This window comes from Paramicrobacterium salitolerans (genome assembly GCF_051513965.1).
Lineage (GTDB): Bacteria > Actinomycetota > Actinomycetes > Actinomycetales > Microbacteriaceae > Paramicrobacterium.
Map to the genome: position 1 here is coordinate 2,002,810 of NZ_CP195847.1, position 21,377 is coordinate 2,024,186.

The following is a 21,377-nucleotide window of genomic DNA, read 5'->3' on the forward strand; positions in this document are numbered from 1 at the left end:
CTTGCATTGGATAGTATCACTACCTACTATTGGATACCATTGCTATCCAGAACGAGGAGTGTCTATGTTCAGCGCAACGATGACCATCACCGCCGGGGCCGTGCTGCTCACGATCATCGGCATCGCGTACGGCGGCACGTTCATGCTGCGCGTCGTCACGGGTAAACAGGGCGCGAACGCTCTGCAGAAGTCGTTCTTCCGTGCCGGTCACGCGCACGCGGGCGTGCTCGTCACGCTCGGGCTCGTCGTCGCTCTTGTCATGACGGCCGCCGATGGCGGGCCGTGGGGCGACCGCATCGCCGGGGCCGTGCTCTCCACGGCGATCCTCATTCCCGGAGGGTTCTTCTTCTCGGCGATGGGCCGCGATCCGAAGAAGCCGAACCGATGGATCGCGCTGATCTGGGTTGGAGTGATCGTGCTCACCCTGGCGCTGCTGGCCGGCGGCATCCTCCTGATCGCGACGGGAGCGGCGGCGCTGTCATAACGCGCGGCCGGCGGAGAAAACGAGCGCGGGCCCCAGGACTCGAGGTGACTGGGGCCCGCGCAGTTCGTGTCGGCTATGCCTCCCCGCGGCGCAGAAGCTGGCCGCGCGGGGTCTCGCCATCGACCTCGTCGCCGCGGAGGATCGTCCGGCGCACGACACCCGTGAGGGTCTTGCCGTCGTAGGGCGTCACCGGGTTCTTGTGGCGCAGGGATGCGGCATCCACCGTGAACTGCTCCTCGGGTGCGAACACGGCGAAGTCAGCATCCGCGCCGACCTCGAGCCGACCCTTGCGCGTGAGCCCAACGAGGTTCGCGGGGCCGGAAGACATCCACTCGAGAACGCGAGAGAGAGGGATGCCGCGCTCGCGCGCTTCGCTCCAGATGAGCGAGAGGCCGAGCTGCAGCGACGAGACTCCGCCCCATGCGGTGCCGAAGTCGCCCGTGCCCTTGAGCTCCGCGGTGCTCGGCGAGTGGTCAGAGACGATGCAGTCGATCGTGCCGTCGAGGAGGCCCTCCCACAGCTGGTCGCGGTTGCCCTGCTCGCGGATCGGCGGGCAGCACTTGTATGCGGTCGCCCCGTCGGGGATCTCCTCCGCCGCGAGCGACAGGTAGTGCGGGCAGGTCTCGACCGTGAGTTTCACGCCGTCGCGCTTCGCCTCGGCGATCATCGGCAGGGCGTCGCACGACGAGAGGTGCAGAATGTGCGCGCGTGCGCCGGTGCGGCGGGCGCGCTCGATGACGGCCGCGATTCCGGCGTTCTCGGCGTCGCGCGGACGCGAGGCGAGGAATCCGCTGTAGCCCGGCCCGAACTCCTGCGGCGCGGTCTCGATGGTGTGTGGGTCCTCCGCGTGCACGATGAGCAGCGAGTCGAACGTGGCGAGCTCGCGCATGTCCTGCTCGATCTCGTCGAGCGGGAGCGGCGGAAACTCGTCGACGCCGCTGGGCAGCAGGAAGCACTTGAACCCGAAGACGCCCTCGTCGTGGAGCGGCTTCAGATCAGCCGTGTTGCCGGGAACGGCGCCGCCCCAGAACCCCACGTCGATGTGCGCCTGAGGGCCAGCGACCTCGCGCTTCACGTTCAGCGCGTCGACGTCGACGGTCGGCGGGATGCTGTTGAGCGGCATGTCGACGATCGTCGTGACACCGCCCGCGGCAGCGGCGCGCGTCGCCGAGGCGAAGCCCTCCCACTCGGTGCGCCCCGGCTCGTTCACATGGACGTGCGAGTCGACGAGACCCGGCAGAAGAACCTCGTCTGCGGAGAGTTCAACAGTGCGCTCCCCCACGAGCCCGGCACCCGCGGGCTCGATCGCGGCGATGCGTCCGCCCGAGACGGCGACCTCGCGCTCGGCCTCGCCCTCAGCGGTGAGGACGCGGCCCCGGATCACCAGGTCGAAGGACTCGGCGGGGTTGTTCTGTGACACGTGTTGCTCCTAGCGCGTCAGCCTCTCGGCATCCGCAGTGATGGTTTCACCGATCTGCCGCAGCAGATCGGCCGCGCCCGCCATGCTCTTCTGCACGTCGGGCTCGAGGTCGGAAAGCGGGTAGACAGCGGCGAAGCCCGCCTGACGAAGAGCTTCGTCTTCGAGGGTAGTACGGCCGCAGACCGCGACGACCGGCACACCGGCTGCGATCGCGACGTTCGCGACGCCGATCGGGGCCTTGCCGCCGAGCGTCTGCTCGTCGAGGCTGCCCTCGCCGGTGATGACGAGGTCGGATGCCGCGACAGCGTCGTTCAGCTCGGTGAGGCGCTGCACGACGTCGGTCCCCGGTTCCCGGTGCGCACCGAGCAGCAGCGACGCGAAGCCCGTTCCGCCCGCGGCACCGGCTCCCGGCTGCGCGGCCAGGTCGACGGCGTCCGGCCGCTGAGCGCTCAGCACATCGACGAAGTGCGCGAGAGCGGCATCCAGGGTCTCGACGTCCTCGGGCGACGCGCCCTTCTGCGGGCCGAACACCGCGGCGGCGCCACGCGGACCGGTGAGCGGATTGTCGACGTCCGCGGCCAGCACGATGTCAGCGCTGCCGATGCGCTCGTCGAGCCTGCTGAGGTCGACCCGGGCGAGGTCCGCGAGTGCGGCTCCGCCATCGGGAAGCTCGGTGCCGTCCGCGGCGAGCATCCGTGCGCCGAGCCCGGCGAGCAGACCAGCGCCTCCGTCGGTGTTGGCGCTGCCCCCGACGCCGATCACAATGCGAGTGCATCCGGCGTCGAGGGCAGCTCTGATCAGCTCACCTGTTCCACGGCTCGTGGCACGAAGCGGCGCCGGCTCTCCCCCGGGGAGCACGTCGAGCCCGCTGGCCGCGGCCATCTCGATGACCGCTTCGTCGTCCCTCACGGCGAAGCGTGCCTCGAGCGGCTCACCCGTCGGACCGGTCACCGGGGCGCTGTGCTCTGTGAAGCCCGCGGCGAGAGCGGCATCCACTGTGCCTTCTCCCCCATCGGCGACCGGGACGACGGTGACCGCGTGCCCGGAGATTCCCGAGGCGAGTGCCTCGGCGACCTCCGGGCCGGTCAGCGACCCTTTGAACTTGTCGGTGGCGATCAGGATCCGCATGGCAAAGGGGCTATGCCTGCAGTTCTGTGAGTGCCGTCGGCGCGTCAGCCGGGGCCTCGGCGAGCTCCTCGAACTCGTTGATGTTCGCGATGCTCGTTCCCATCGACACGTTGGTGACGCGCTCGAGGATCGCCTCGACGATCACCGGCACCTGGTGTTCCTCCGCGAGCGCCTGAGCGTTCTGGAGGGCCGGCGCGAGGTCTTCGGGCTGCTCGACGCGGATCGCCTTGCAGCCGAGGCCCTCGGCCACCTTGATGTGATCGACGCCGTAGCCGTTCGTCTCGGGCGAGTTGATGTTCTCGAACGCGAGCGACACCTGGTAGTCCATGTCGAACGCACGCTGCGACTGACGGATCAGACCCAGGTACGAGTTGTTCACGACGACGTGCACGTACGGCAGGTTGTGCTGAGCGCCGACCGCGAGCTCCTCGATCATGAACTGGAAGTCGTAGTCACCCGAGAGCGCGACGACCTTCTGACCGGGCTTGCCGCGAACCACGCCGAGAGCAGCGGGAACCGTCCAGCCGAGCGGACCGGCCTGACCGGCGTTGATCCACTGGCGCGGACCGAACACGTGCAGCATCTGCGCGGCCTGAATCTGCGAGAGGCCGATCGTCGAGACATACGTGGTGTCCTCGCCGAACGCCTTGTTCATCTCCTCGTACACGCGCTGCGGCTTGAGCGGCACGTTGTCGAAGTGCGTCTTGCGGTGCAGCGTGCCCTTGCGCGCGGTGCACTCGGTCGCCCAGTCGCTGTAGTCCGGGATGGAGCCGGCGTTCTTGCGCTCGGTCGCCACCTCGACGAGCACCCGCAGGGCGGCCTTCGCGTCGGAGACCACGCCGTAGTCGGGCGCGAAGATGCGGCCCAGCTGCGTCGGCTCGATGTCGATGTGCACGAAGGTGCGGCCCTTGCGGTACGTCTCGAGGTCGCCCGTGTGGCGGTTGGCCCAGCGGTTTCCGACTCCGAGCACGAAGTCCGACTCGAGGAACGTGGCGTTGCCGTAGCGGTGCTGCGTCTGAATGCCGACCATGCCCGCCATGAGGGGGTGGTCATCAGAGATGGCGCCCCAGCCCATGAGCGTGGGAACGACGGGGACGTCGAGCAGCTCCGCGAGCTGAACGAGCTCGTCAGCGGCATCCGCATTGATCACACCGCCACCGGCGACGATGACAGGATGCTTCGACGCGCTGAGCATGTCGAGGATCTTGCCCGCCTGAGCCTTCGTCGCCTGCGGGGTGGCGACGGGCAGCGGCTCGTACGTGTCGATGTCGAAGTCGATCTCGGCGAGCTGCACGTTCAGCGGCAGGTCGATGAGCACGGGGCCGGGGCGGCCGGTGCGCATCTCCTGGAACGCGCGCTGCAGCGCACCCGGAACCTGCGCCGGCTCGAGCACGGTCATGGCGAACTTCGTGACCGGAGCCGCGATCGACTGGATGTCGACGGCCTGGAAGTCCTCCTTGTGCAGCACGTGCGTCGGCGCCTGGCCGGTGATGCAGAGAATCGGAATGGAGTCGGCGATCGCGGCGTAGAGACCCGTGATCATGTCGGTTCCGGCGGGTCCGGAGGTGCCGAGGCACACGCCGATGTTGCCGGGCGCCGACCGCGAGTAGCCGTCAGCCATGTGCGAGGCGCCCTCGACGTGACGTGCGAGGGTGTGGCGGATGCCGCCGTGCGCCTTCATGGCGGAGTAGAGCGGGTTGATCGCTGCGCCGGGCAGACCGAACGTCTCGGTCGCGCCCTCCTTCTCGAGGATCAGGACGGCAGCGTCAACGGTGCGCATCAGAGTCATTGGTGTTCTCCTTCAGATGGGTGCCGACTACTGCCGGCCGGAGTTCTTGGCGACCTGGGTGAACAGGCCCGAGTGGTCGAGGTCTCCGCCGCCGGTCGCGACGATGTTGCCCACGAGCTGGGCGACGGCCGCGCCGAGCGGAATCGACACGCCGGCCTCGCGCGCTGCGGAGGTGACGATGCCGAGGTCCTTGTGGTGGAGGGTGAGGCGGAAGCCGGGGTCGAAGTTGCGGTCGAGCATCTTCTGGCCCTTCTGGTCGAGGACCTTCGAGCCGGCGAGTCCGCCGCCGAGCACCTTCAGGCCGGCATCCGTGTCGACTCCGTAGGCCTCGAGGAAGACGATGGCCTCCGAGAGGGCCTCGATGTTCGCGGCGACGATCAGCTGGTTCGCAGCCTTGACCGTCTGGCCGGAGCCGGAGGGGCCCACGTGCACGATGGTCTTGCCGACCGCGTTCAGCACGTCAGCGGCGTCGTCGAAATCAGCTTTCTCGCCGCCGACCATGATCGAGAGAACGCCGTCGATGGCGCCCTGCTCACCACCGGAGACCGGTGCGTCGAGCGGACGGATGCCCGCGGCTGTCGCCTGCTCCGAGAGGTTCTTGGCGACGTCGGGGCGGATCGTGCTTGCATCGATCCAGAGTGCGCCCTTCTTGGCGTTCGCGAAGACGCCGTCTTCGCCGGTCACGACGGCCTCGACGTCAGGCGAGTCAGGAACCATCGTGATGACGACGTCGGCGTCCTTCACCGCTTCGGCCACGCTCGATGCGCCCTGGCCGCCCTTGCTCACGAGTTCGTCGATCTTCGGCTGGCTGCGGTTGTAGCCCGTGACGGTGAAGCCGGCGTTCACGAGGTTGACGGCCATGGGGAGCCCCATGATGCCGAGGCCGATGACGGAGACGTTTGTCATTGTGGTCACTCCTTTGTGGTGGTCTGAGAGAAGATGATCAGGATGCCGCGGCGGTCGCCGAGACCCAGGCGAACGGGTCCTTCGCGTCCGTCTTGTACTCAAGGCCGACGTAGCCGTCGTAGCCCTTGGCGCGAGCGTCGTCGATCCAGCGCATGAGCGGCAGATCGCCGCTTCCCGGCTCGCCGCGACCCGGGGCATCCGCGATCTGAATGTGGCCGAAGTCTGCGGCGTGCTCAGCGATGACCTTGTCGACGTCGTCGCCGTTCACAGCGAGGTGGTAGAAGTCGGCGAGCAGCTTGATGTTGGACTTGCCGGCCTTCTGGATCACGTCGAGGGCGTCCTGCGCGGTCTTGAGCGGGTAGGCGGGGGTACCGCTGACCGGCTCGAGCAGGACGGTTCCGTCGATCGCGGCGACGGCGTCTGCGGCGAGAGCGAGGTTCTCGAGTGCGAGGTCGTCCTGCTTCGCGGGGTCTTCGCCCTCGATGCGGTTTCCGTAGAGCGCGTTGAAAGCGCGGCATCCGAGTCGCTCACCGATCTCGACGACGACCTCGATGTTGTCGCGGAACTCGCCGGAGCGGGTCGGCCACGAGACGAGGCCGCGGTCGCCGCCGGGCATGTTGCCGGCGAAGAAGTTGAGGCCTGACAGCTGCACACCGGCATCGCTGACGGCGGAGACGAAGGCGTCGATGTCGGCCTGTGCGGGCACGGCGGTCGCAAACGGCCACCAGAACTCGACAGCGTCGAAGCCGGCAGCCTTCGCAGCTGCGGGACGGTCGTTCACGGAATGGTCCGTGAGGAGGATCGAGGCGTTGACGGTGAACGTCATGGCGACTCCCTTCCACAATTTCGTATTCTGGAATTTACTTTCTACTGCATGAAAGTCTAAGCGTATGTGCGAATCACGTCAACCGCTCGGGATGCCGTCAGGCGACGCTTCTCAGCACACTCACAATCGCGTACCCGCCCGCCTGGCCGCCGTGGCCGGCATGCCCCTCGGTCCACGCACCCTCGCAGCACACCCCTCGGTCCACGCACCCTCGCAGCACACCCCCTCGACCTACCCACCCGACATCGTGTGCCGCTTTGTCCGCTCACTCACCCTCGGGAGAACACACAAAGTGGCACGCCCCTTGGCCCATGCACCTTCGCAGCACGCCCTCGACCTGCGCACCCGCCCAGCACCATGTGCCACTTTGTCCGCTCACTCACCCTCGGGAGAGCACACAAAGTGGCACACGAGTGCGGGGCCCGGGCGTGACCAGGGCGTGGCCGGGGCGGGGCCAAGGCATGGCGAAGTCAGGCGCGGTTGCGTGAGGCCAGCTGAGGGGCGAGCTAGCTTGGGCGTGGGCCAGTCAGCCGCGACTGCGGGCCACGTCGAGCGCCGTCCAGGCGAGTGCCGTGGCACCATCGTGCAGCGCCTGCTCTGCGACAGGCCCCACGCAGGCGTCGGCGAACGCCGCCTGGTGGTTGCTCGCCTCTCCCCCGACCCCGATGAACGGGTGAATCGCGTTGACGATCTGCGAGACGTTTCCCATGTCGGTCGAGGCGCGGTTCATGCTCGCCTCTTCGGGCGGCACATCGAAACGTCGCCCCAAGGCTTCAGCATTGGCCGTGTAGAGCGCGAGGGCCTCGGCATCCGCTCGCATCTCTGAATAGCGACCGCTCTCGGGAGTGATCGTGAGCTCTGCACCTGTCGCCAGGGCGCCGGCTTCGAAGCAGCGTCGCACGCGCTCCTCGGTCTCGAGCAGCAGATCGGTCGTTTCGGCGCGAACGTACCAGCGCCCCTCGGTCCGCTCGGGAATGGCGTTCGGTGCTTCACCTCCCCTGGTCTGGATGCCGTGCACACGCACGCCCGCGGGGAGCTGTTGCCGCTGTAGGCCGAGCGCCGTCTGTGCGATCACGAAGGCGTCGTTCGCGTTGATGCCGCGGTCCGGGTAGGCAGCGGCGTGGGCCGCCCGCCCCGTGTAGGCGATGTGCCAGTGCGCGACCGCGAAGGGACGCGCCTCGGCGACGTCCTCGGGGGCCGGGTGCGCCATGAGGGCGAAGTCCAGCTCGGTGAAGGCTCCGCGCTCGATGAGTTCGACTTTGCCACCGCCGCCCTCTTCCGCCGGGGTGCCGATCACCTCGACGGTGAGACCCGCTTCGCTTGCCACCTCGGCGAGCGCGATCGCTCCCCCGACGGACATCGCGGCGATGAGATTGTGTCCGCAGGCGTGCCCGAGATCTGGCAGGGCGTCGTACTCGGCGAGAAATCCGACGGTGAAGGGGCCGTCGCCGCGGCGCGCACGAAACGCGGTATCGAGACCAAGGTAGGGCTTCTCAACGACGAAGCCGTGCCGCGCGAGCAGGTTGGCGACGGATGCCGCGGAGCGATGCTCTTGCCACGCGGTCTCGGGGTTGTCGTGCAGCCACTGTGACAGCTCTACGAGTTCGGCGTCGACCTCGGCGATACGTGCCGCGATGCGTTCTTTGAGAGCGTCGTTCATGGCGAGAACCTCCGTTCGTGGGCACCGGTGCCTGCCCCTCCACGCTACGCGACTCGCGCACACGCTGCCCGGCAGCCTCACTGTTCGCCAGCGTCGCTCGTCTTGCCAACCGTGTGCCGTTTTGTCTCATCTCCCGCGCCCACCTCAGCGCACAAACTGGCACACGTTCATCACTGCCTCGCACTTACCATGCCCATGTGCCGCTTTGTCTGCTCTCCCGCGCGCTTTTCGCCGCACGAAGTGGCACACGCTTTTTTGCCACAGCACTTCGCCCGTTCTGAGTGACCTCCCTCGAGCAGAAACGTCCGTCGCCAACACTGTGGAAAACTCCTGCGGGCCTCTGCGCTCTTCGGCAGAGTCGAGGCATGCCCAGCCCGCTTTCTCCGATTCCCGCCAAGCTCGGCGACACGTTCAGCGTCTCCGAGGCGCTGAAGGCCGGCGTCCCTCGGTGGCGGCTCTACACCTCCGACCTCGAGATTCCGTTCTCGGGTGTTCGCACGGTACCCCTGCAAGCCCCCGCCAGCCCGGCGACTGCTGACAGAGAGCTGCTCACACGCATGAGGCTGCTCGCGCCCGCCCTGCGCAAGGAAGCCTTTTTCAGCCATGCTTCTGCCGCCGCGCTCTGGCAGATCCCCCTGCCGTCCTCGGCGTTCGACGCGATCGACGTCAGCGTCGTCAACCCCACAAGACCACTCCGCCGAAAAGGGGTTCGCGCGCATCGCGTCAATCCAGAGCTTGTCCGCGTCGTTGAGCACGAGGGCCTGCGCGTCACCGATCCGGCGTCAACGTGGGCGCAGCTTGCTTCCATGCTGATCTTTCGGGACCTGGTCGCTGCCGGAGATGCGATTGTGCTGGCAAAGGAGCAGGCCGGTCCCTACGACAGGTCGGAGAACGAGCCGCCGCTCGCGACACTTGCCGATCTCAAGGATGCCGCAGCACAGCGGCATCCTTCCGCCAAGACTCTGAGGAGCGCACTGCCGCTCGTGAGAACGAACGCCTGGTCGCGGCCCGAGACACACGTGCGCCTTCTCCTGACCGAGGCCGGACTTCCCGAGCCCGAACTGAACTACAACGTGTTCGACGAGATCGGCCACTGGGTGAAGTGTGTCGATCTCGCGTACCCGAAGTGGCGTATCGCGATCGAATACCAGAGCGCGTATCACCGTGAGGCGAAGCAGTACTCGAAGGATGTCGCTGCTCTGTCTGCGTTATCTCGCCTCGGCTGGTACACGGTGCAGCTGACGAGCGATCATGTCTTCGCGCATCCGCACATGACGAAGAGCATGGTGTCCGAGGCGATCACGGCTCAGCAGCGTCGCCCGCTCTACGCTCCGACGCGGCCCGAGCTGCCCACCTAGCTGCCACCCCAAAAACATGTGCCGGTATGTGCGCTGAAAGCAGCGCGGGACGTAGGACAAAGTGGCACACGATTGCGTAGCTAGCCCTGTGGATGCCGCGGGAGGACCATCGCGGCACGGAGAACACACAGCACTGCGGCGCCGCCCCGAAGGACGACGCCGCAGAACGGTACGTCAGCACAGAGTGTGAACGTTAGCTCCCCAGGATGCCTGCTCCGCAGTGCACCCGCCGAGCAGCGCGTCAGCGCATCAGCGCATCAGCGACCGAGGACGCTGCCGGTCAGCGACACCTGCCGGTTGACGTCCTTGTACAACAGGTACCGGAACTTCGCGGGACCGCCCGCGTAGCAGGCCTGCGGGCAGAACGCGCGGAGCCACATGAAGTCGCCCTCCTGCACTTCGACCCAGTCGCCGTTGAGCCGGTACACGGCCTTGCCCTCGAGAACGTACAGCCCGTGCTCCATGATGTGCGTCTCCGCAAACGGAATGGAGCCGCCGGGCTCGAAGGTCACGATGTTGACGTGCATGTCGTGCGCGAGGTCGGCGGGGTCGACGAATCGTGTCGTGGCCCAGGCGCCGTTGGTGTCGGGCATCGGCGTGGGCTCGACCTCGTCGTCGCTCGTGACGAAGGCCGCCGGAGCGTCGACGCCGTCGAGCGGCTCGTACTCCTTGCGGACCCACTGGAACGAGGCGACGTCGCCGGAGCGGTTGTGCAGACTCCAGTCGGCCCCCGCGGGCAGGTAGGCGTAGCCACCGGCATCCATCGTGTGCTCGACCCCGTCGATCGTCGCCACGAGCGAACCGCGAAGTACGAAGACGACTGACTCGACGCCGGCCTCGGGCTCGGGCTTATCACTTCCGCCGCCCGCGCCCACCTCGACGATGAGCTGCGCGAACGTGGTCGAGAATCCCGCGATCGGCTTGGCGAGCACCCAGGCGCGGGTGTTCGTCCACTCCGGGAGGTTGCTCGTGACGATGTCACGCAGCACCCCGCGCGGGATGACCGTGTAAGCCTCGGTCACGATGGCCCGGTCGGTGAGCAGGTCTGTCTGCGGCGGCAGCCCGCCCTCGGGCGCGTAGTAGGTGCGCTCTGTCATGCGTTCTCCTTGAGGGTCAGTTTGGGGTGCGCGAGCTGCATGAGCTCGCGGGTCGAGATGCCGGCGGCATCCGTGATCTCGGCCTCGGTGACGGCACCGCACTGCAGGCCGCGTGCCACGAAGCGCGCGAGGGCGCGGGCGGTGGCGGGCTCGTCCATGATGCCGGCGTCGGTGTGGTGCAGGTAGTTGTCCAGACGGGATGCCGCGGCCGCGAAGCCCTGGCGGTAGAAGGCGTAGCTCGCGATGAAACGTGTCGGCAGCTGGGCCGCGTGGAGGTCCCACCCCTGGTAGTAGCCACGCTCGAGCGAGCGGCGCACGAGACGCGCGTGGAGCTTCCAGGCATCCAGCGCCGCCTCGGGCGAGCCCACCGGAATGATGTTCGTCGAGCCGTCTGACAGACGCACGCCTGTCTCGGCGACGGCGACCTGCATGACCTGCTTGGCGTAGTCCGCGGCGGGGTGCTCCATCGACTGGTACTCGGCGGCGATCTGCAGCGCAGCACTGTAGTCGTAGGTGCCGTAGTGCAGTGAGGTGATGCGTCCGTCCGCCCGGTGCAGCAGCTGGGCAACCGGAACGGTTCCGTCCGCGGCGAGGATCAGCTGCGGCGTCTCCATCTGCACTTCGAAGCGCAGGCGGCCCTTCTCCAGGCCGAGCGCATCTTCGAGGCGTTCGCACACCCCGACCATGGCCTCGACCTGGTCGACGGTGGTGACCTTCGGCAGGGTGAGGATGAGCCCCTCGGGCAGCGGACCGGCCTCCGCGAGCGTCGAGACGAAGCGGTCGAGCGTGGCGAGTCCGCGGTGGCGGGTCGCCTTTTCGAAGCATTTGAAGCGGATGCCGATGAACGGCGTCACCGTTCCCTCGGCGACCGCGGTTGCGACGTGCTCCGCGGCGGCCACTGCGGCGGCATCCTCTGCGTCATCGCCCTGATCGCCGAACCCGTCCTCGAAGTCGATCCGGAGGTCTTCGATCGGCTCGGAGGCGAGCTTCGCGTCGACGAGCGGCGCGATCTCCTCCGTGAGCAGCGGGTCGAGGCCGAGCTTCTCGCAGAGGGCTGCGGTGCCACCCGCGGCGGCGACGGCCTCCGCGGCATCCGCTCCCCATTGCGCAGGGAGTCCGGGTTCGTACCGGTGCCCGGGAACGTAGACGGTGTGGATGGGCTGGCGGCTTCCGTCGTCGCCGGGGTACGCCCGCTCGAGCAGCTCGTCGGTCTGCTCGAGGCGGGCGTCGACGCGGGCGACGTCGTTGTCAGTCAGAGAACTCGCCATCAGCGCACCAGTTCGTAGGCCGGCGTGGTGAGGAAGTCCTCGTAGTCATCCGAGAGGCAGATGTCGCGGATGAGCGTGGACGCGGGCTCGTAGTACCGCGTGAACGACTCGTGGTCGACCTCGCTCTTGAGGTGCTCGGTCTCTTCCGCGAGCAGTCGCGTGACGAGCTCGGGCGTCGCCTCGTTGCCGGTGTCGGAGTAGCGGACCTTGTTGTGCAGCTGCTGCCACACCTGCGAGCGCGAGATCTCCGCGGTCGCGGCGTCTTCCATGAGGTTGTGGATCGCCACGGCGCCGTTGCCCGAAAGCCACACGGCGGTGTATGCGACAGCCACGTACAGGTTGAGACGCAGCCCGGCCTCAGTGACCTCGCCGGGTGCCGACGCGATGTCGAGGAGGTCCTTCGCGGTGACGTTGACCTCGGGACGCTGCTTGTCGAGCTGGTTCGGCTTGTCGCCGAGCACCTCGTCGAACACCTCGCGGCACACAGGCACGAGGTCGGGGTGAGCGACCCAGGATCCGTCGAACCCGTCAGTGGCCTCGCGCTTCTTGTCGTCGCGGACCTTCGCGATGGCGGCCTCGGTGACCTCCGGGTCGCGGCGGTTCGGGATGAACGCGGCCATGCCGCCCATCGCGAATGCGCCGCGCTTGTGGCAGGTCTGCACGAGCAGCTCGGTGTAGGCGCGCATGAACGGAGCGGTCATCGCCACGCTCGCGCGGTCCGGAATCACGAAGTCGCTGCCCGCGTCGCGGAAGTACTTGATGATGCTGAACAGGTAGTCCCAGCGGCCCGCGTTGAGCCCCGAGGCGTGGTCGCGCAGCTCATAGAGGATCTCATCCATCTCGAACGCGGCCGGAATCGTCTCGATGAGCACGGTCGCGCGCACGGTGCCGTGCTCGATTCCGAGCTCTTTCTCGGCGAACGTGAAGACGTCGTTCCACAGGCGCGCCTCGAGGTGGCTCTCCATCTTCGGCAGGTAGTAGAAGGGGCCCTGCCCGGATGCCGCGAGATGCGCAGCGTTGTGGAAGAAGTGCAGCCCGAAGTCGAGCAACGCACCCACTCCTGCCTGGCCGTCGATCTCGATGTTGTCTTCGTCCATGTGCCAGCCGCGGGGGCGAACCACTACGACGGCGAGGGGCGCGTCGTCGCGGAGCGCATACGACTTGCCCTCGGGCGAGGTGAACGCGAGGGTGCCTCGTGCGGCATCCTTCAGGTTCACCTGCGAGTCGACCACGTTGTACCAGTGCGGCGTGCTCGCGTCTTCGAGGTCGGCGAGCCACACCTTGGCACCCGAGTTGAGGGCGTTGATCGCCATCTTCGCGGGAGTTGCCGGTCCGGTGATCTCGACGCGGCGGTCCTGAAGAGCGGCGGGCGCCTCTGCCACCTTCCAGTCCCCGGCCCGCACGTCGGCGGTCTCGGGGAGGAAGTCGAGGGTGCCGGATGCCGCTGCCGCAGCGCGCCGCTCGCGACGCTTGCCGAGCAGCTCATCGCGCCGCTGGGCGAACTCGCGGTGCAGCTTCTCGACGAAGGCGAGCGCTTCGTCCGTGAGAATCTCGGCGCTTCGCTCTGCCGTGGCTTCCGTCTTGACTGTCAGTGACACTGTCTACTGCTCCTTGCTCTGCTCTGCTGCTTTGACGATGGCCTCAGCGACCTCGACCGAGACAAGCGGGTCGAAGACGCTGGGAATGATGAAGCTGGCGTTCAGTTCGTCCGGCTCGACGCGGTCGGCGATGGCCTGCGCGGCTGCGACCAGCATAGGCGCGGTGATGTCCGACACGCCCGCGTCGAGGAGTCCGCGGAACACTCCGGGGAACGCCAGCACATTGTTGATCTGGTTCGGGAAGTCGCTGCGTCCGGTGGCGACGACGGCGGCGGTGCGCGATGCGACGACGGGGTCGACCTCGGGCACGGGGTTCGCCATGGCGAAGACGATCGCGTCGTCCGCCATCTTCGCGACGTCGTCACCCGTGAGGATGTCCGGCGCACTGACGCCGATGAAGACGTCGCTTCCGACGAGCGCCTCCGCGAGGGTTCCGGAGAAGCCCTCGGGGTTGGTGGTCTGAGCGAGCTCCTGGCGGTGTGGGTCCTCGTAGCTCTCGCCCGAGTGAATCGCCCCGCGGCTGCCGCACGCGATGATGTTCTTTGCGCCCTGCGCCTGCAGCAGCTGGACGATCGCGTTGCCGGCGGCACCGACGCCCGACACGACGATGCGAACGTCTTCGATCTTCTTGCTGACGACGCGCAGCGCGTTGGTGAGCGCGGCGAGGGTGACGATCGCGGTGCCGTGCTGGTCATCGTGGAAGACGGGGATGTTCAATTCGTCGCGCAGGCGCTGCTCGATCTCGAAGCAGCGCGGTGCCGCGATGTCTTCGAGGTTGATGCCGCCGTAGACGGGGGCGATCGCCTTGACGACCTTGATGATCTCCTCGGTGTCCTGCGTGTCGATGCAGACAGGCCACGCGTCGACGCCGGCAAACTGCTTGAACAGAACGGCCTTGCCCTCCATGACCGGCAGCGCGGCCTCCGGGCCGATGTTGCCGAGGCCGAGCACGGCCGAGCCGTCGGTCACGACGGCGATGGTGTTGCGCTTGATTGTGAGCGCACGTGCGTCGGCGGGGTTCTCTGCGATCGCGGTGCACACGCGTGCGACGCCCGGCGTGTAGGCGCGGGAGAGGTCGTCGCGGGTGCGGATGGGTTCGCGCGGCGTCACATCGAGCTTGCCGCCGAGGTGCATCAGGAACGTGCGGTCGCTCACTTTGCGAACAGCAACGCCCTCGAGAGCGTCGAGGGCGTTCTTCACCTGGTCTGCGTGGTCGGTTCCGGACGTGTTGCACGTCAGGTCGACGACCATGCCCGAGTGGTGGGATTCCACGACGTCGAGACCCGTGACGACAGCGCCCACGCGTGCTGCCGCGGAGGCGAGCTCGCTCGTGGCGGTGTAGTTCGCGGGGGCTTCGAGCCTGAGGGTGATCGAATTGCCGGGACCGGGACCTGCCATGTTGTTGCCTCCTCTATGAGGTATTGACCCACGTTGGGCCTTTCGACGTGATTTCGTATTATGGATAATAATATTTGCTAGATGGAATCACAAGTCGCGACACTGTATTACAGAGGGATGCCGCGAATGACGGCCAATCGCCGTCATAGGCGTTGCGCCACTCGCCGATTTCTCGCATGATGGAACAGAACATTCACGAAAGAGGTGACCATGCCGGCAAAGCAAGCCAAGCCGTCCGGAGGTGTGCAGTCCGTCGAGCGCGTGTTCGAGCTGCTCGAGCTGATCACGGATGCCGGAGGCGAGGTCACGCTCAGCGAGCTCTCGTCGTCCACCGACCTGCCGCTCCCCACGATCCACCGCCTGCTTCGCACGCTCGTCTCTCTCGGCTACGCGCGCCAGCTGCCCAACCGGCGGTACGCGCTCGGGCCACGCCTCATCCGCCTCGGTGAGGGCGCGAACAAGCAGTTCGGCGCACTGGCGCGCCCGCAGCTGTCGTCCCTGGTCTCCGAGCTCGGCGAGAGCGCCAACATGGCTGTCCTCGATGGCGACATGGTCGTCTACATCGCCCAGGTGCAGTCGAAGCACTCCATGCGAATGTTCACCGAGGTCGGCCGCCGCGCTCACACCCACGACACCGGCGTCGGCAAGGCGATGCTCGCCCACCTGCCCGAGGAGCGGGTCCGCGGCATCGTGGAGCGTGCGGGAATGCCGACGCCGACCGAGAAGAGCATCGGCTCGGTTGACGAGCTTCTCGAGGAGCTCGCCCGCATCCGCGAGCGCGGCTACTCCATCGACGACGGCGAGCAGGAGCTCGGCGTGCGCTGCTATGCAATGGCTGTCCCAGATGCCCCGACGCCCACGGCGATCTCCGTCTCCGGCCCGGACACCCGGGTCGACGAGGCCTTCGCCGACCGGGCGATTCCGCTTCTCACGGCGGCGGCGCGCTCCATCTCCGACGAGCTCAACGTCGCGTGACCGAGACGTCGCCGCGCGTCGCGGTCGTCACCGGCGCGGGGTCCGGCATCGGCCGGGCGGTTGCGACGGCGATGCTTCAGGCGGGGTTCCGCGTGGCTCTCGCGGGTCGTCGCGAGCAGCCGCTGCGTGAGACCGCGGCATCCTTTAGCAACGCCCTCGTCGTGCCCACCGACGTGACCGACCCGGATCAGGTCGCCGAGCTCTTCGCTCGCATCATCGAGCAGTGGGGCCGCGTCGACGTGCTGTTCAACAACGCGGGGATCTTCCCGAAGGCCGCCTCCGTCGATGAGATCGGCCTTGACGAGTGGAACCGCGCGCTCACGGTGAACCTCACCTCGGTGATGCTGTGCAGCGCGGAGGCGGTGCGCGTCATGAAGGCGCAGTCTCCGCGGGGCGGTCGCATCATCAACAACGGCTCGATCTCCGCACAGTCACCGCGACCGCTCTCCCCCGCCTACACGGCGACGAAGCACGCGGTCGCCGGTCTGACGAAGTCCATCGATCTCGACGGGCGCCCGTTTGGCATCTCATGCGGGCAGATCGACATCGGCAATGCCGCCACGGAGCTCACGCAGTCGATCGGGCTCTCCGACGGTGCTCTGCAGGCGGACGGCTCACGCATGGTCGAGCCGAGCTTTTCGGTTGAGGATGCCGCACGCGCGGTGCTCCTCATGGCAGAGCTGCCGGCGAATGCCACGGTCAATGCGCTGACCATCACGGCCTCCGGCATGCCGTTCGTCGGCCGCGGCTGACCGCTTCCGTCGACGAGATCATCCACCGTGCGATACTCCCTGAATGGAAATTGTCGCGACCTAGGTTGAATTTGTGGGTGCACTTCTTGTGTTCCTTGCCGTCATCTTTGTCTGGCTGTCTGCCAGGCGAGGCTTGCGACGAATCGAGGAAAAGATCCAGGCCGATGCCGGCCTAGAGCAGTGGCACGAGAACGAAATCATCCGTCATGACACGCAGATGGCTTCAGACTCCGCATTCGACGGCCTCAAGAACAGCGAGCGAATCAATCGCGAGTACGCACGTCGGTACAAGGAGATCCATGGGCACTCTTGGAGCGATGAATCTCGACTGACTCATTTCGAGATTGAGAAGCGAATACTCGCGGCTCAGGTCTCAGAGTTGAAGAGTCCCGCGTTGCTCGGTGCAGCCGGGACTCTGATCTCGCTTGTTGGCTGCATAATTCACCTCATGGCATTTGTCGCCCCGTGAAGTGACCGACGCTCCTACGGCAGCTAAATAACCGGTCTCACGTGCGGACAGCGGCGCGGGCGGTGCACTGGAGTCATGTGGGCGCACCGCCCACGCAGTCAGCACACCTCGCCAGGGCAACGTGGCACGCCCCCACGGTCCTTACCCCGGCGAGGTGAGTCTCTAACTCGTCGTGGTGTCCTTCGGTCCGCGCGACGAGTTGTCCGGCTTCTCAGCAGCGCCGGGCAGTTCGATCGCGTTGCCCTCGGAGTCGACGAGAACGACTTCGTTGTCTTCGGCATCCACGATCTTGCCGTCGACGCACCGGTCGCCCTCTTCGAGGCATTCGATGACCTGAACGGGGATCTGCCGCGTGGGTGCCGCGGCGAACACCGACGGATCCTTCGGGGTTCCGAAGCTGAACACATTGAACAGCAGGTTCAGCAGGACCGCCATGATCGCCGCCGAGCTGATGCCCGAGTCGAAGATGACCTGGAACCATGCCGGGAACTTCGAGTAGATGCCCTCGTTCACGACCGGCAGCACACCGAAGGTGATGGAGGTCGCGACGATGATGAGGTTCATGTTGTCGCGGTAGCTCACCTTCGAGAGCGTGCGGATGCCGCTCGCGGTGACCGTGCCGAACAGGACGATGCCTGCGCCGCCGAGGACCGGCATCGGGATGGCAGCCACGATGCGTCCGAGCACCGGCAGCAGACCGAGGAGCAGCATGATCACACCACCCGCGGCGACAGCCCAGCGGCTCTTGATCTTGGTGACGGCGACGAGGCCCACGTTCTGAGCGAACGCGCTCTGCGTGAACGAGTTGAACACCGGCGATACCGCACTCGAGAGCATGTCGGCGCGAAGGCCGGCGGCGATGCGCTTGGAGTCCATCTTGGAGCCGGTGATCTCGGCGATCGCGATCAGGTCAGCCGTGGTCTCGGTCATGATGACGAGGATCACGATGAGCATGGAGAAGATGGCGGCCGGTTCGAACACCGGAAGACCGAAGTGGAACGGGTTCGGGAAGGCGATGATGGCGCCATCGAACACGCCGGTGAAGTCGACCTTGCCCATGAGAGCACCGACGCCGGTGCCGAGCACGAGAGCGATCAGAATCGACAGGCGCGAGATGGTCGCGTTGCCGACCTTGCTGAGCAGCATGATGATCGCGAGGGTGATCGCTGCGAGGCCGATGTCGCTCGGTTCGGCGAAGTTGGCGGCCTCGGGGTCGTTGCCGACGATCCAGCCGGCCGCGACGGGCACAAGGGTCAGACCGATGGTCGTGATGATGATGCCGGTGACGATCGGCGGGAAGAACCGGACGATCTGCGCGAAGAACGGCGCGATGACCAGACCGATGATCGAGGCTACGAGCACGGCGCCGAAGACGCCCTGAATGCCCGAGCCCTGGCCGAGGATCGAGAGCATCGTCGCGACAGCGGCGAACGAGACTCCCTGCACGAGCGGTAGCTTGGATCCGAAAAAGGGAATGCCGACAGTCTGCAGAATCGTGGCGAGACCACCGATGAAGAGACAGGATGCCAGCAGGATGGCGACCTCGCCGGAGCTGAGCCCCGCGGCGCCACCGATGATGATTGGGACGGCGATGATGCCGCCGTACATCGTCAGCACGTGCTGGAGGCCGAAGGCGAAGGCGCTGCCGATCGGCATCCGCTCGTCTTCGGGGCGCTCTGGATCTACTGTGTGTTGCGTTCGCGCACGCTGTGCTCGAGACATGTGGACCTCCTCGTCCAGATGTTGGGTAGCGTTCGACCAGGAGTTTCGATCGAACCCGGGTCATGTTCTGAGTTAGTGAAAAAGTGGGTTTGGTTATACGAACCAACGCTCAGCCGAGGCGCGATCGGTGAACGTGAAAGACGTGTTCAGTTGTGGGAGTCGGGGGGCTGGGGCTGCGCTCCCGGAGCCGGAGCTCCGGGAGCGCCGCGTGTCAGCAGAACCCGGCGATGCCTTCCCATGCCTTCTCTTCGAGGGGTGCGCCGTCGCGGAGGACGGTCGCCTCGATGAGGCCGTAGGGGCGGTCGGCCGCGTAGAAGACCTCGTTGGGGTTGTCGAGGCCGAACGGCGAGAGGTCGACGACGAAGTGGTGCTTGTTGGGCATCGAGAACTTCAGCTCGTCGATCTCGGGGTGAGCGTCGATGACCTTCTCGCCCATCTGGAAGAGCGTCTGCTGCAGAGCTGTGGAGTGCTTCTCAGCGAAACCCTCGAGCAGCAGAGCCTTGACGCTCTCGTAGGTGGCGTTCCAGTCAACGTCGGTGGTGTTGTAGCGCCAGCGGGCGGCGACGTCGGTCGCGAGGATGCGGTCGGTCGCCTCGGCGAGCGTCGTGTACTTGTCCTTCTCGTACCCGACGAACTCGCTTCCGGTGGACTTCAGAACGGTGAGGCTGTGCAGCCCGCCGATGACCGTGCGCTTGTCGCCGTCACCCACGACGACAGCGGTGCGGGTCTCGGTGCCGTTGCGCACGAACGAGTGGTCGTGCTCGGCGCCGCCGACGAGGATGCGGTCCCAGTTCGACTGCTCCGCTTCCCAGCGGCCGCCGTCGACCCAGCTCCATCCACCGATGAAGTGGTCGGCGAGTCCGAGCAGGAACTGCTCGGGCGACTCGATGCCGTCCTTCGCGAACGCGAAGACCGTGTTCTTCTGCGTGTCGGTGGGCAGGCAGTGGGCGTTGTCTCCCGTGCTGTGCACCTCTTCGAAGTCACCGCGCAGCTGGCTGGTGACGTTGAGGTCCTTGATCTCGTGGCGATCGGTGTCGCGCTTGACGCGGACGACGTGGACCTCAGCTTTTCCGTACTGGTTCTTTCCGAGAATGGCGTTGCTCATCTCAGCTCCCTCGATATGTTGAATAGGCGAACGGACTGAGCAACAGCGGGACGTGATAGTGCTCCTGCTCACTGTCGACGGAGAACGTCAACGAGACCTCCGGGAAGAAGGTGTCCTGGGAGATGCCGGCGAAGTAGGCGCCTGTGTCGAACCGGAGCCGGTATGCACCGGATTCCAGCCGCTCAGGGCCAAGCTCTTTCACCCGCCCGTCAGCATCGGTGAAGCCCGTGGCTAACTGGCTCCAGGCCTCGCCGTTCTGGGCTTCGAGAACGACGGAGACCCCGACGGCCGGTCGCCCGGCAGTCGTGTCCAGAATGTGGGTGGTCACGTGGGAGACGCTCATGCGCTCACTACTCCTTCAAGTCGCAAGCTCGCGATCTCGCGAAGCTGTTGGTCGACGATCGCCTGTTCCTCTTCTGCAGTATTGCCGAGTCGCTCGGTGAGCGCAGCGAGAATCTCGTCGGCGCTGCGCCCGGCGGCGCGGATGAGGAAGACGCGATCGAACTTCGCCTCGTAGGCGCGGTTGCCCTCGGCGAGGGCTGCGGCGACGTCGTCTGAGGTGTCGACGCCCGACTGCTCGTTTCGAGACATGGATGCTTCGGCGCTCTGCCCCGTGGCTCGGTCGCCGATCCGAGGGTGGTGCGACAGCGCCTGCTCCAGCTCCTCGTCGGTGAACGGAGTGGCCGCCTCTGCGGCGAAGCCGATGAGGGCGTCGCGGCTGTCGAACGGCCGTGCGTCGACGATGGCGTTGCGCCACCGCTCAATATCCAGGCAGGGTCGCAGTGCCTCTGCAGCATCCGCGCTGGGTATGCTGTTGAACTGCTCGAGTCGCATCCTTGATCCTCTAGCGTCGGGAAACTATGTTTCCGTACTTCGAAACTACATTTTCATTTTGAAATTGATCAAATCATAACCCCCAGCGGCTGAAAGTGCTCACTGAGGGTTGGGTCAGGAGTCGATGCCGAGCTCCTTGCGGAGCGAAGCAACGTGTCCTTCCGCGCCGACGTTGTACTCGGCGTGCGAGACGGTGCCCTCTTTGTTGAGGACGACGGTCGAGCGAAGGATGCCGACCATGGCGGTTCCGTTGACGACCTTCTCACCCCATGCGCCGTACTCCTTGGCGGTGGCGGCACCGTCATCGGAGAGCAGCGGGAAGGCCAGATCGTGGTTCTTCGCGAACGACGCGATGTCGTCGACGGAGTCTGGGGAGATGCCAATGACCTCGTAGCCGGCGCCGCGGAGCGACGCGAGGTTGTCGCGGAAGTCGCATGCCTCCGTGGTGCACCCGGGCGTCTCCGCGCGTGGGTAGAAGTACACGACAACGTCGGTGCCGCGGTAGTCACTGAGCGAGACGCTCGCGCCTGCGGCATCCGTCAGCGTGAATTCGGGCGCCGGATCGCCGACCGAGAGTTGTTTCGCCAT

The 21,377-nt window shown here is 66.5% G+C and carries 20 protein-coding genes; 5 read left to right on the forward strand and 15 right to left on the reverse strand.

The annotated features are described in order from the left end of the window. Window positions 1-64 precede the first annotated feature (64 nt). The gene (locus tag ACSAGD_RS09585; protein WP_437582501.1) at window positions 65-484 is read left to right on the forward strand and encodes a hypothetical protein; all 420 of its coding nucleotides are present in this window, start codon (window positions 65-67) and stop codon (window positions 482-484) included. A 73-nt stretch (window positions 485-557) separates the two neighbouring features. On the opposite strand, the gene allB is transcribed toward ACSAGD_RS09585, so the two are convergent. The 6 genes from allB to ACSAGD_RS09615 all read right to left on the reverse strand — a co-directional run bounded on the left by allB (window position 558) and on the right by ACSAGD_RS09615 (window position 8,213). After that, a complete protein-coding gene (gene allB / locus ACSAGD_RS09590) occupies window positions 558-1,904 on the reverse strand; it encodes an allantoinase AllB (protein ID WP_437582502.1) in 1,347 nt (448 codons plus the stop codon). Window positions 1,905-1,913: 9 nt separating this feature from the next. Beyond that, window positions 1,914-3,032, reverse strand: coding sequence for a glycerate kinase (locus ACSAGD_RS09595; protein WP_437582503.1), 1,119 nt, complete (start codon window positions 3,030-3,032; stop codon window positions 1,914-1,916). 10 nt (window positions 3,033-3,042) lie between these two features. Next, window positions 3,043-4,821, reverse strand: a complete 1,779-nt coding sequence (gcl, locus tag ACSAGD_RS09600) for a glyoxylate carboligase (RefSeq protein WP_437582504.1) — start codon at window positions 4,819-4,821, stop codon at window positions 3,043-3,045. A 27-nt stretch (window positions 4,822-4,848) separates the two neighbouring features. Next, on the reverse strand, window positions 4,849-5,727 hold the full coding sequence (locus ACSAGD_RS09605) for a 2-hydroxy-3-oxopropionate reductase (protein WP_437582505.1): 879 nt from the start codon (window positions 5,725-5,727) through the stop codon (window positions 4,849-4,851). Between the two features lie 37 nt (window positions 5,728-5,764). Then, window positions 5,765-6,553: a hydroxypyruvate isomerase family protein gene (locus ACSAGD_RS09610; protein WP_437582506.1), complete on the reverse strand. Its 789-nt coding sequence runs from the start codon at window positions 6,551-6,553 to the stop codon at window positions 5,765-5,767. Between the two features lie 526 nt (window positions 6,554-7,079). Continuing rightward, window positions 7,080-8,213 carry a M20 family metallopeptidase gene (locus tag ACSAGD_RS09615; RefSeq protein ID WP_437582507.1) on the reverse strand — a complete coding sequence of 378 codons (1,134 nt, stop codon included), beginning with the start codon at window positions 8,211-8,213 and terminating at the stop codon, window positions 7,080-7,082. 365 nt (window positions 8,214-8,578) lie between these two features. Here ACSAGD_RS09615 and ACSAGD_RS09620 point away from each other — a divergent pair, with 365 nt between their 5' ends. Continuing rightward, window positions 8,579-9,571 (forward strand): endonuclease domain-containing protein, encoded by a 993-nt coding sequence (locus ACSAGD_RS09620; protein WP_437582508.1) that lies wholly within the window; start codon window positions 8,579-8,581, stop codon window positions 9,569-9,571. A gap of 257 nt (window positions 9,572-9,828) precedes the next feature. On the opposite strand, the gene ACSAGD_RS09625 is transcribed toward ACSAGD_RS09620, so the two are convergent. From ACSAGD_RS09625 to ACSAGD_RS09640, 4 genes are read right to left on the reverse strand one after another with little or no spacing between them, the layout of a single operon-like run. Continuing rightward, the gene (locus ACSAGD_RS09625; protein ID WP_437582509.1) at window positions 9,829-10,668 is read right to left on the reverse strand and encodes a bifunctional allantoicase/(S)-ureidoglycine aminohydrolase; all 840 of its coding nucleotides are present in this window, start codon (window positions 10,666-10,668) and stop codon (window positions 9,829-9,831) included. Continuing rightward, window positions 10,665-11,936, reverse strand: a complete 1,272-nt coding sequence (locus tag ACSAGD_RS09630) for a DUF6986 family protein (RefSeq protein WP_437582510.1) — start codon at window positions 11,934-11,936, stop codon at window positions 10,665-10,667. The genes ACSAGD_RS09625 and ACSAGD_RS09630 overlap by 4 nt, the downstream gene beginning before the upstream one ends. Then, the gene (aceB, locus tag ACSAGD_RS09635) at window positions 11,936-13,534 is read right to left on the reverse strand and encodes a malate synthase A (RefSeq protein ID WP_437582511.1); all 1,599 of its coding nucleotides are present in this window, start codon (window positions 13,532-13,534) and stop codon (window positions 11,936-11,938) included. Before aceB ends, ACSAGD_RS09630 begins: the two co-directional genes overlap by 1 nt. Before the next feature lie 3 nt (window positions 13,535-13,537). Then, on the reverse strand, window positions 13,538-14,932 hold the full coding sequence (locus ACSAGD_RS09640) for an NAD-dependent malic enzyme (RefSeq protein ID WP_437582512.1): 1,395 nt from the start codon (window positions 14,930-14,932) through the stop codon (window positions 13,538-13,540). A gap of 210 nt (window positions 14,933-15,142) precedes the next feature. Between ACSAGD_RS09640 and ACSAGD_RS09645 the strand changes: the two genes are divergently transcribed. The 3 genes from ACSAGD_RS09645 (at window position 15,143) to ACSAGD_RS09655 (ending at window position 17,128) form a co-directional block, all read left to right on the forward strand. After that, window positions 15,143-15,907 (forward strand): IclR family transcriptional regulator, encoded by a 765-nt coding sequence (locus ACSAGD_RS09645; protein WP_437582513.1) that lies wholly within the window; start codon window positions 15,143-15,145, stop codon window positions 15,905-15,907. After that, window positions 15,904-16,659: an SDR family oxidoreductase gene (locus ACSAGD_RS09650; protein WP_437582514.1), complete on the forward strand. Its 756-nt coding sequence runs from the start codon at window positions 15,904-15,906 to the stop codon at window positions 16,657-16,659. The genes ACSAGD_RS09645 and ACSAGD_RS09650 overlap by 4 nt, the downstream gene beginning before the upstream one ends. Window positions 16,660-16,732: 73 nt before the next feature. Further along, window positions 16,733-17,128 carry a hypothetical protein gene (locus tag ACSAGD_RS09655; RefSeq protein WP_437582515.1) on the forward strand — a complete coding sequence of 132 codons (396 nt, stop codon included), beginning with the start codon at window positions 16,733-16,735 and terminating at the stop codon, window positions 17,126-17,128. Between the two features lie 162 nt (window positions 17,129-17,290). Here the strand turns inward: ACSAGD_RS09655 and ACSAGD_RS09660 are convergent, their stop codons facing one another. The 5 genes from ACSAGD_RS09660 to ACSAGD_RS09680 form a co-directional block, all read right to left on the reverse strand. Then, window positions 17,291-18,850, reverse strand: a complete 1,560-nt coding sequence (locus ACSAGD_RS09660) for a nucleobase:cation symporter-2 family protein (protein ID WP_437582516.1) — start codon at window positions 18,848-18,850, stop codon at window positions 17,291-17,293. A 211-nt stretch (window positions 18,851-19,061) separates the two neighbouring features. After that, window positions 19,062-19,955 (reverse strand): factor-independent urate hydroxylase, encoded by an 894-nt coding sequence (gene pucL, locus ACSAGD_RS09665; protein ID WP_437582517.1) that lies wholly within the window; start codon window positions 19,953-19,955, stop codon window positions 19,062-19,064. Between the two features lies 1 nt (window position 19,956). Then, the gene (gene uraH, locus ACSAGD_RS09670; RefSeq protein WP_437582518.1) at window positions 19,957-20,298 is read right to left on the reverse strand and encodes a hydroxyisourate hydrolase; all 342 of its coding nucleotides are present in this window, start codon (window positions 20,296-20,298) and stop codon (window positions 19,957-19,959) included. Next, the gene (gene uraD, locus ACSAGD_RS09675; protein ID WP_437582519.1) at window positions 20,295-20,789 is read right to left on the reverse strand and encodes a 2-oxo-4-hydroxy-4-carboxy-5-ureidoimidazoline decarboxylase; all 495 of its coding nucleotides are present in this window, start codon (window positions 20,787-20,789) and stop codon (window positions 20,295-20,297) included. The genes uraH and uraD overlap by 4 nt, the downstream gene beginning before the upstream one ends. 114 nt (window positions 20,790-20,903) lie before the next feature. Next, window positions 20,904-21,377 (reverse strand): peroxiredoxin, encoded by a 474-nt coding sequence (locus ACSAGD_RS09680; RefSeq protein ID WP_437582520.1) that lies wholly within the window; start codon window positions 21,375-21,377, stop codon window positions 20,904-20,906.

Coding starts and splice junctions, on each gene's coding strand:
- ACSAGD_RS09615 (WP_437582507.1), bottom strand. CDS start 8,213: ATGAACGACGCTCTCAAAGAACGCATCGCGGCACGTATCGCCGAGGTC.
- uraD (WP_437582519.1), bottom strand. CDS start 20,789: ATGCGACTCGAGCAGTTCAACAGCATACCCAGCGCGGATGCTGCAGAG.
- ACSAGD_RS09645 (WP_437582513.1), top strand. CDS start 15,143: ATGCCGGCAAAGCAAGCCAAGCCGTCCGGAGGTGTGCAGTCCGTCGAG.
- ACSAGD_RS09585 (WP_437582501.1), top strand. CDS start 65: ATGTTCAGCGCAACGATGACCATCACCGCCGGGGCCGTGCTGCTCACG.
- ACSAGD_RS09605 (WP_437582505.1), bottom strand. CDS start 5,727: ATGACAAACGTCTCCGTCATCGGCCTCGGCATCATGGGGCTCCCCATG.
- ACSAGD_RS09660 (WP_437582516.1), bottom strand. CDS start 18,850: ATGTCTCGAGCACAGCGTGCGCGAACGCAACACACAGTAGATCCAGAG.
- ACSAGD_RS09620 (WP_437582508.1), top strand. CDS start 8,579: ATGCCCAGCCCGCTTTCTCCGATTCCCGCCAAGCTCGGCGACACGTTC.
- uraH (WP_437582518.1), bottom strand. CDS start 20,298: ATGAGCGTCTCCCACGTGACCACCCACATTCTGGACACGACTGCCGGG.
- ACSAGD_RS09610 (WP_437582506.1), bottom strand. CDS start 6,553: ATGACGTTCACCGTCAACGCCTCGATCCTCCTCACGGACCATTCCGTG.
- ACSAGD_RS09680 (WP_437582520.1), bottom strand. CDS start 21,377: ATGGCGAAACAACTCTCGGTCGGCGATCCGGCGCCCGAATTCACGCTG.
- gcl (WP_437582504.1), bottom strand. CDS start 4,821: ATGACTCTGATGCGCACCGTTGACGCTGCCGTCCTGATCCTCGAGAAG.
- ACSAGD_RS09595 (WP_437582503.1), bottom strand. CDS start 3,032: ATGCGGATCCTGATCGCCACCGACAAGTTCAAAGGGTCGCTGACCGGC.
- ACSAGD_RS09640 (WP_437582512.1), bottom strand. CDS start 14,932: ATGGCAGGTCCCGGTCCCGGCAATTCGATCACCCTCAGGCTCGAAGCC.
- pucL (WP_437582517.1), bottom strand. CDS start 19,955: ATGAGCAACGCCATTCTCGGAAAGAACCAGTACGGAAAAGCTGAGGTC.
- ACSAGD_RS09625 (WP_437582509.1), bottom strand. CDS start 10,668: ATGACAGAGCGCACCTACTACGCGCCCGAGGGCGGGCTGCCGCCGCAG.
- ACSAGD_RS09630 (WP_437582510.1), bottom strand. CDS start 11,936: ATGGCGAGTTCTCTGACTGACAACGACGTCGCCCGCGTCGACGCCCGC.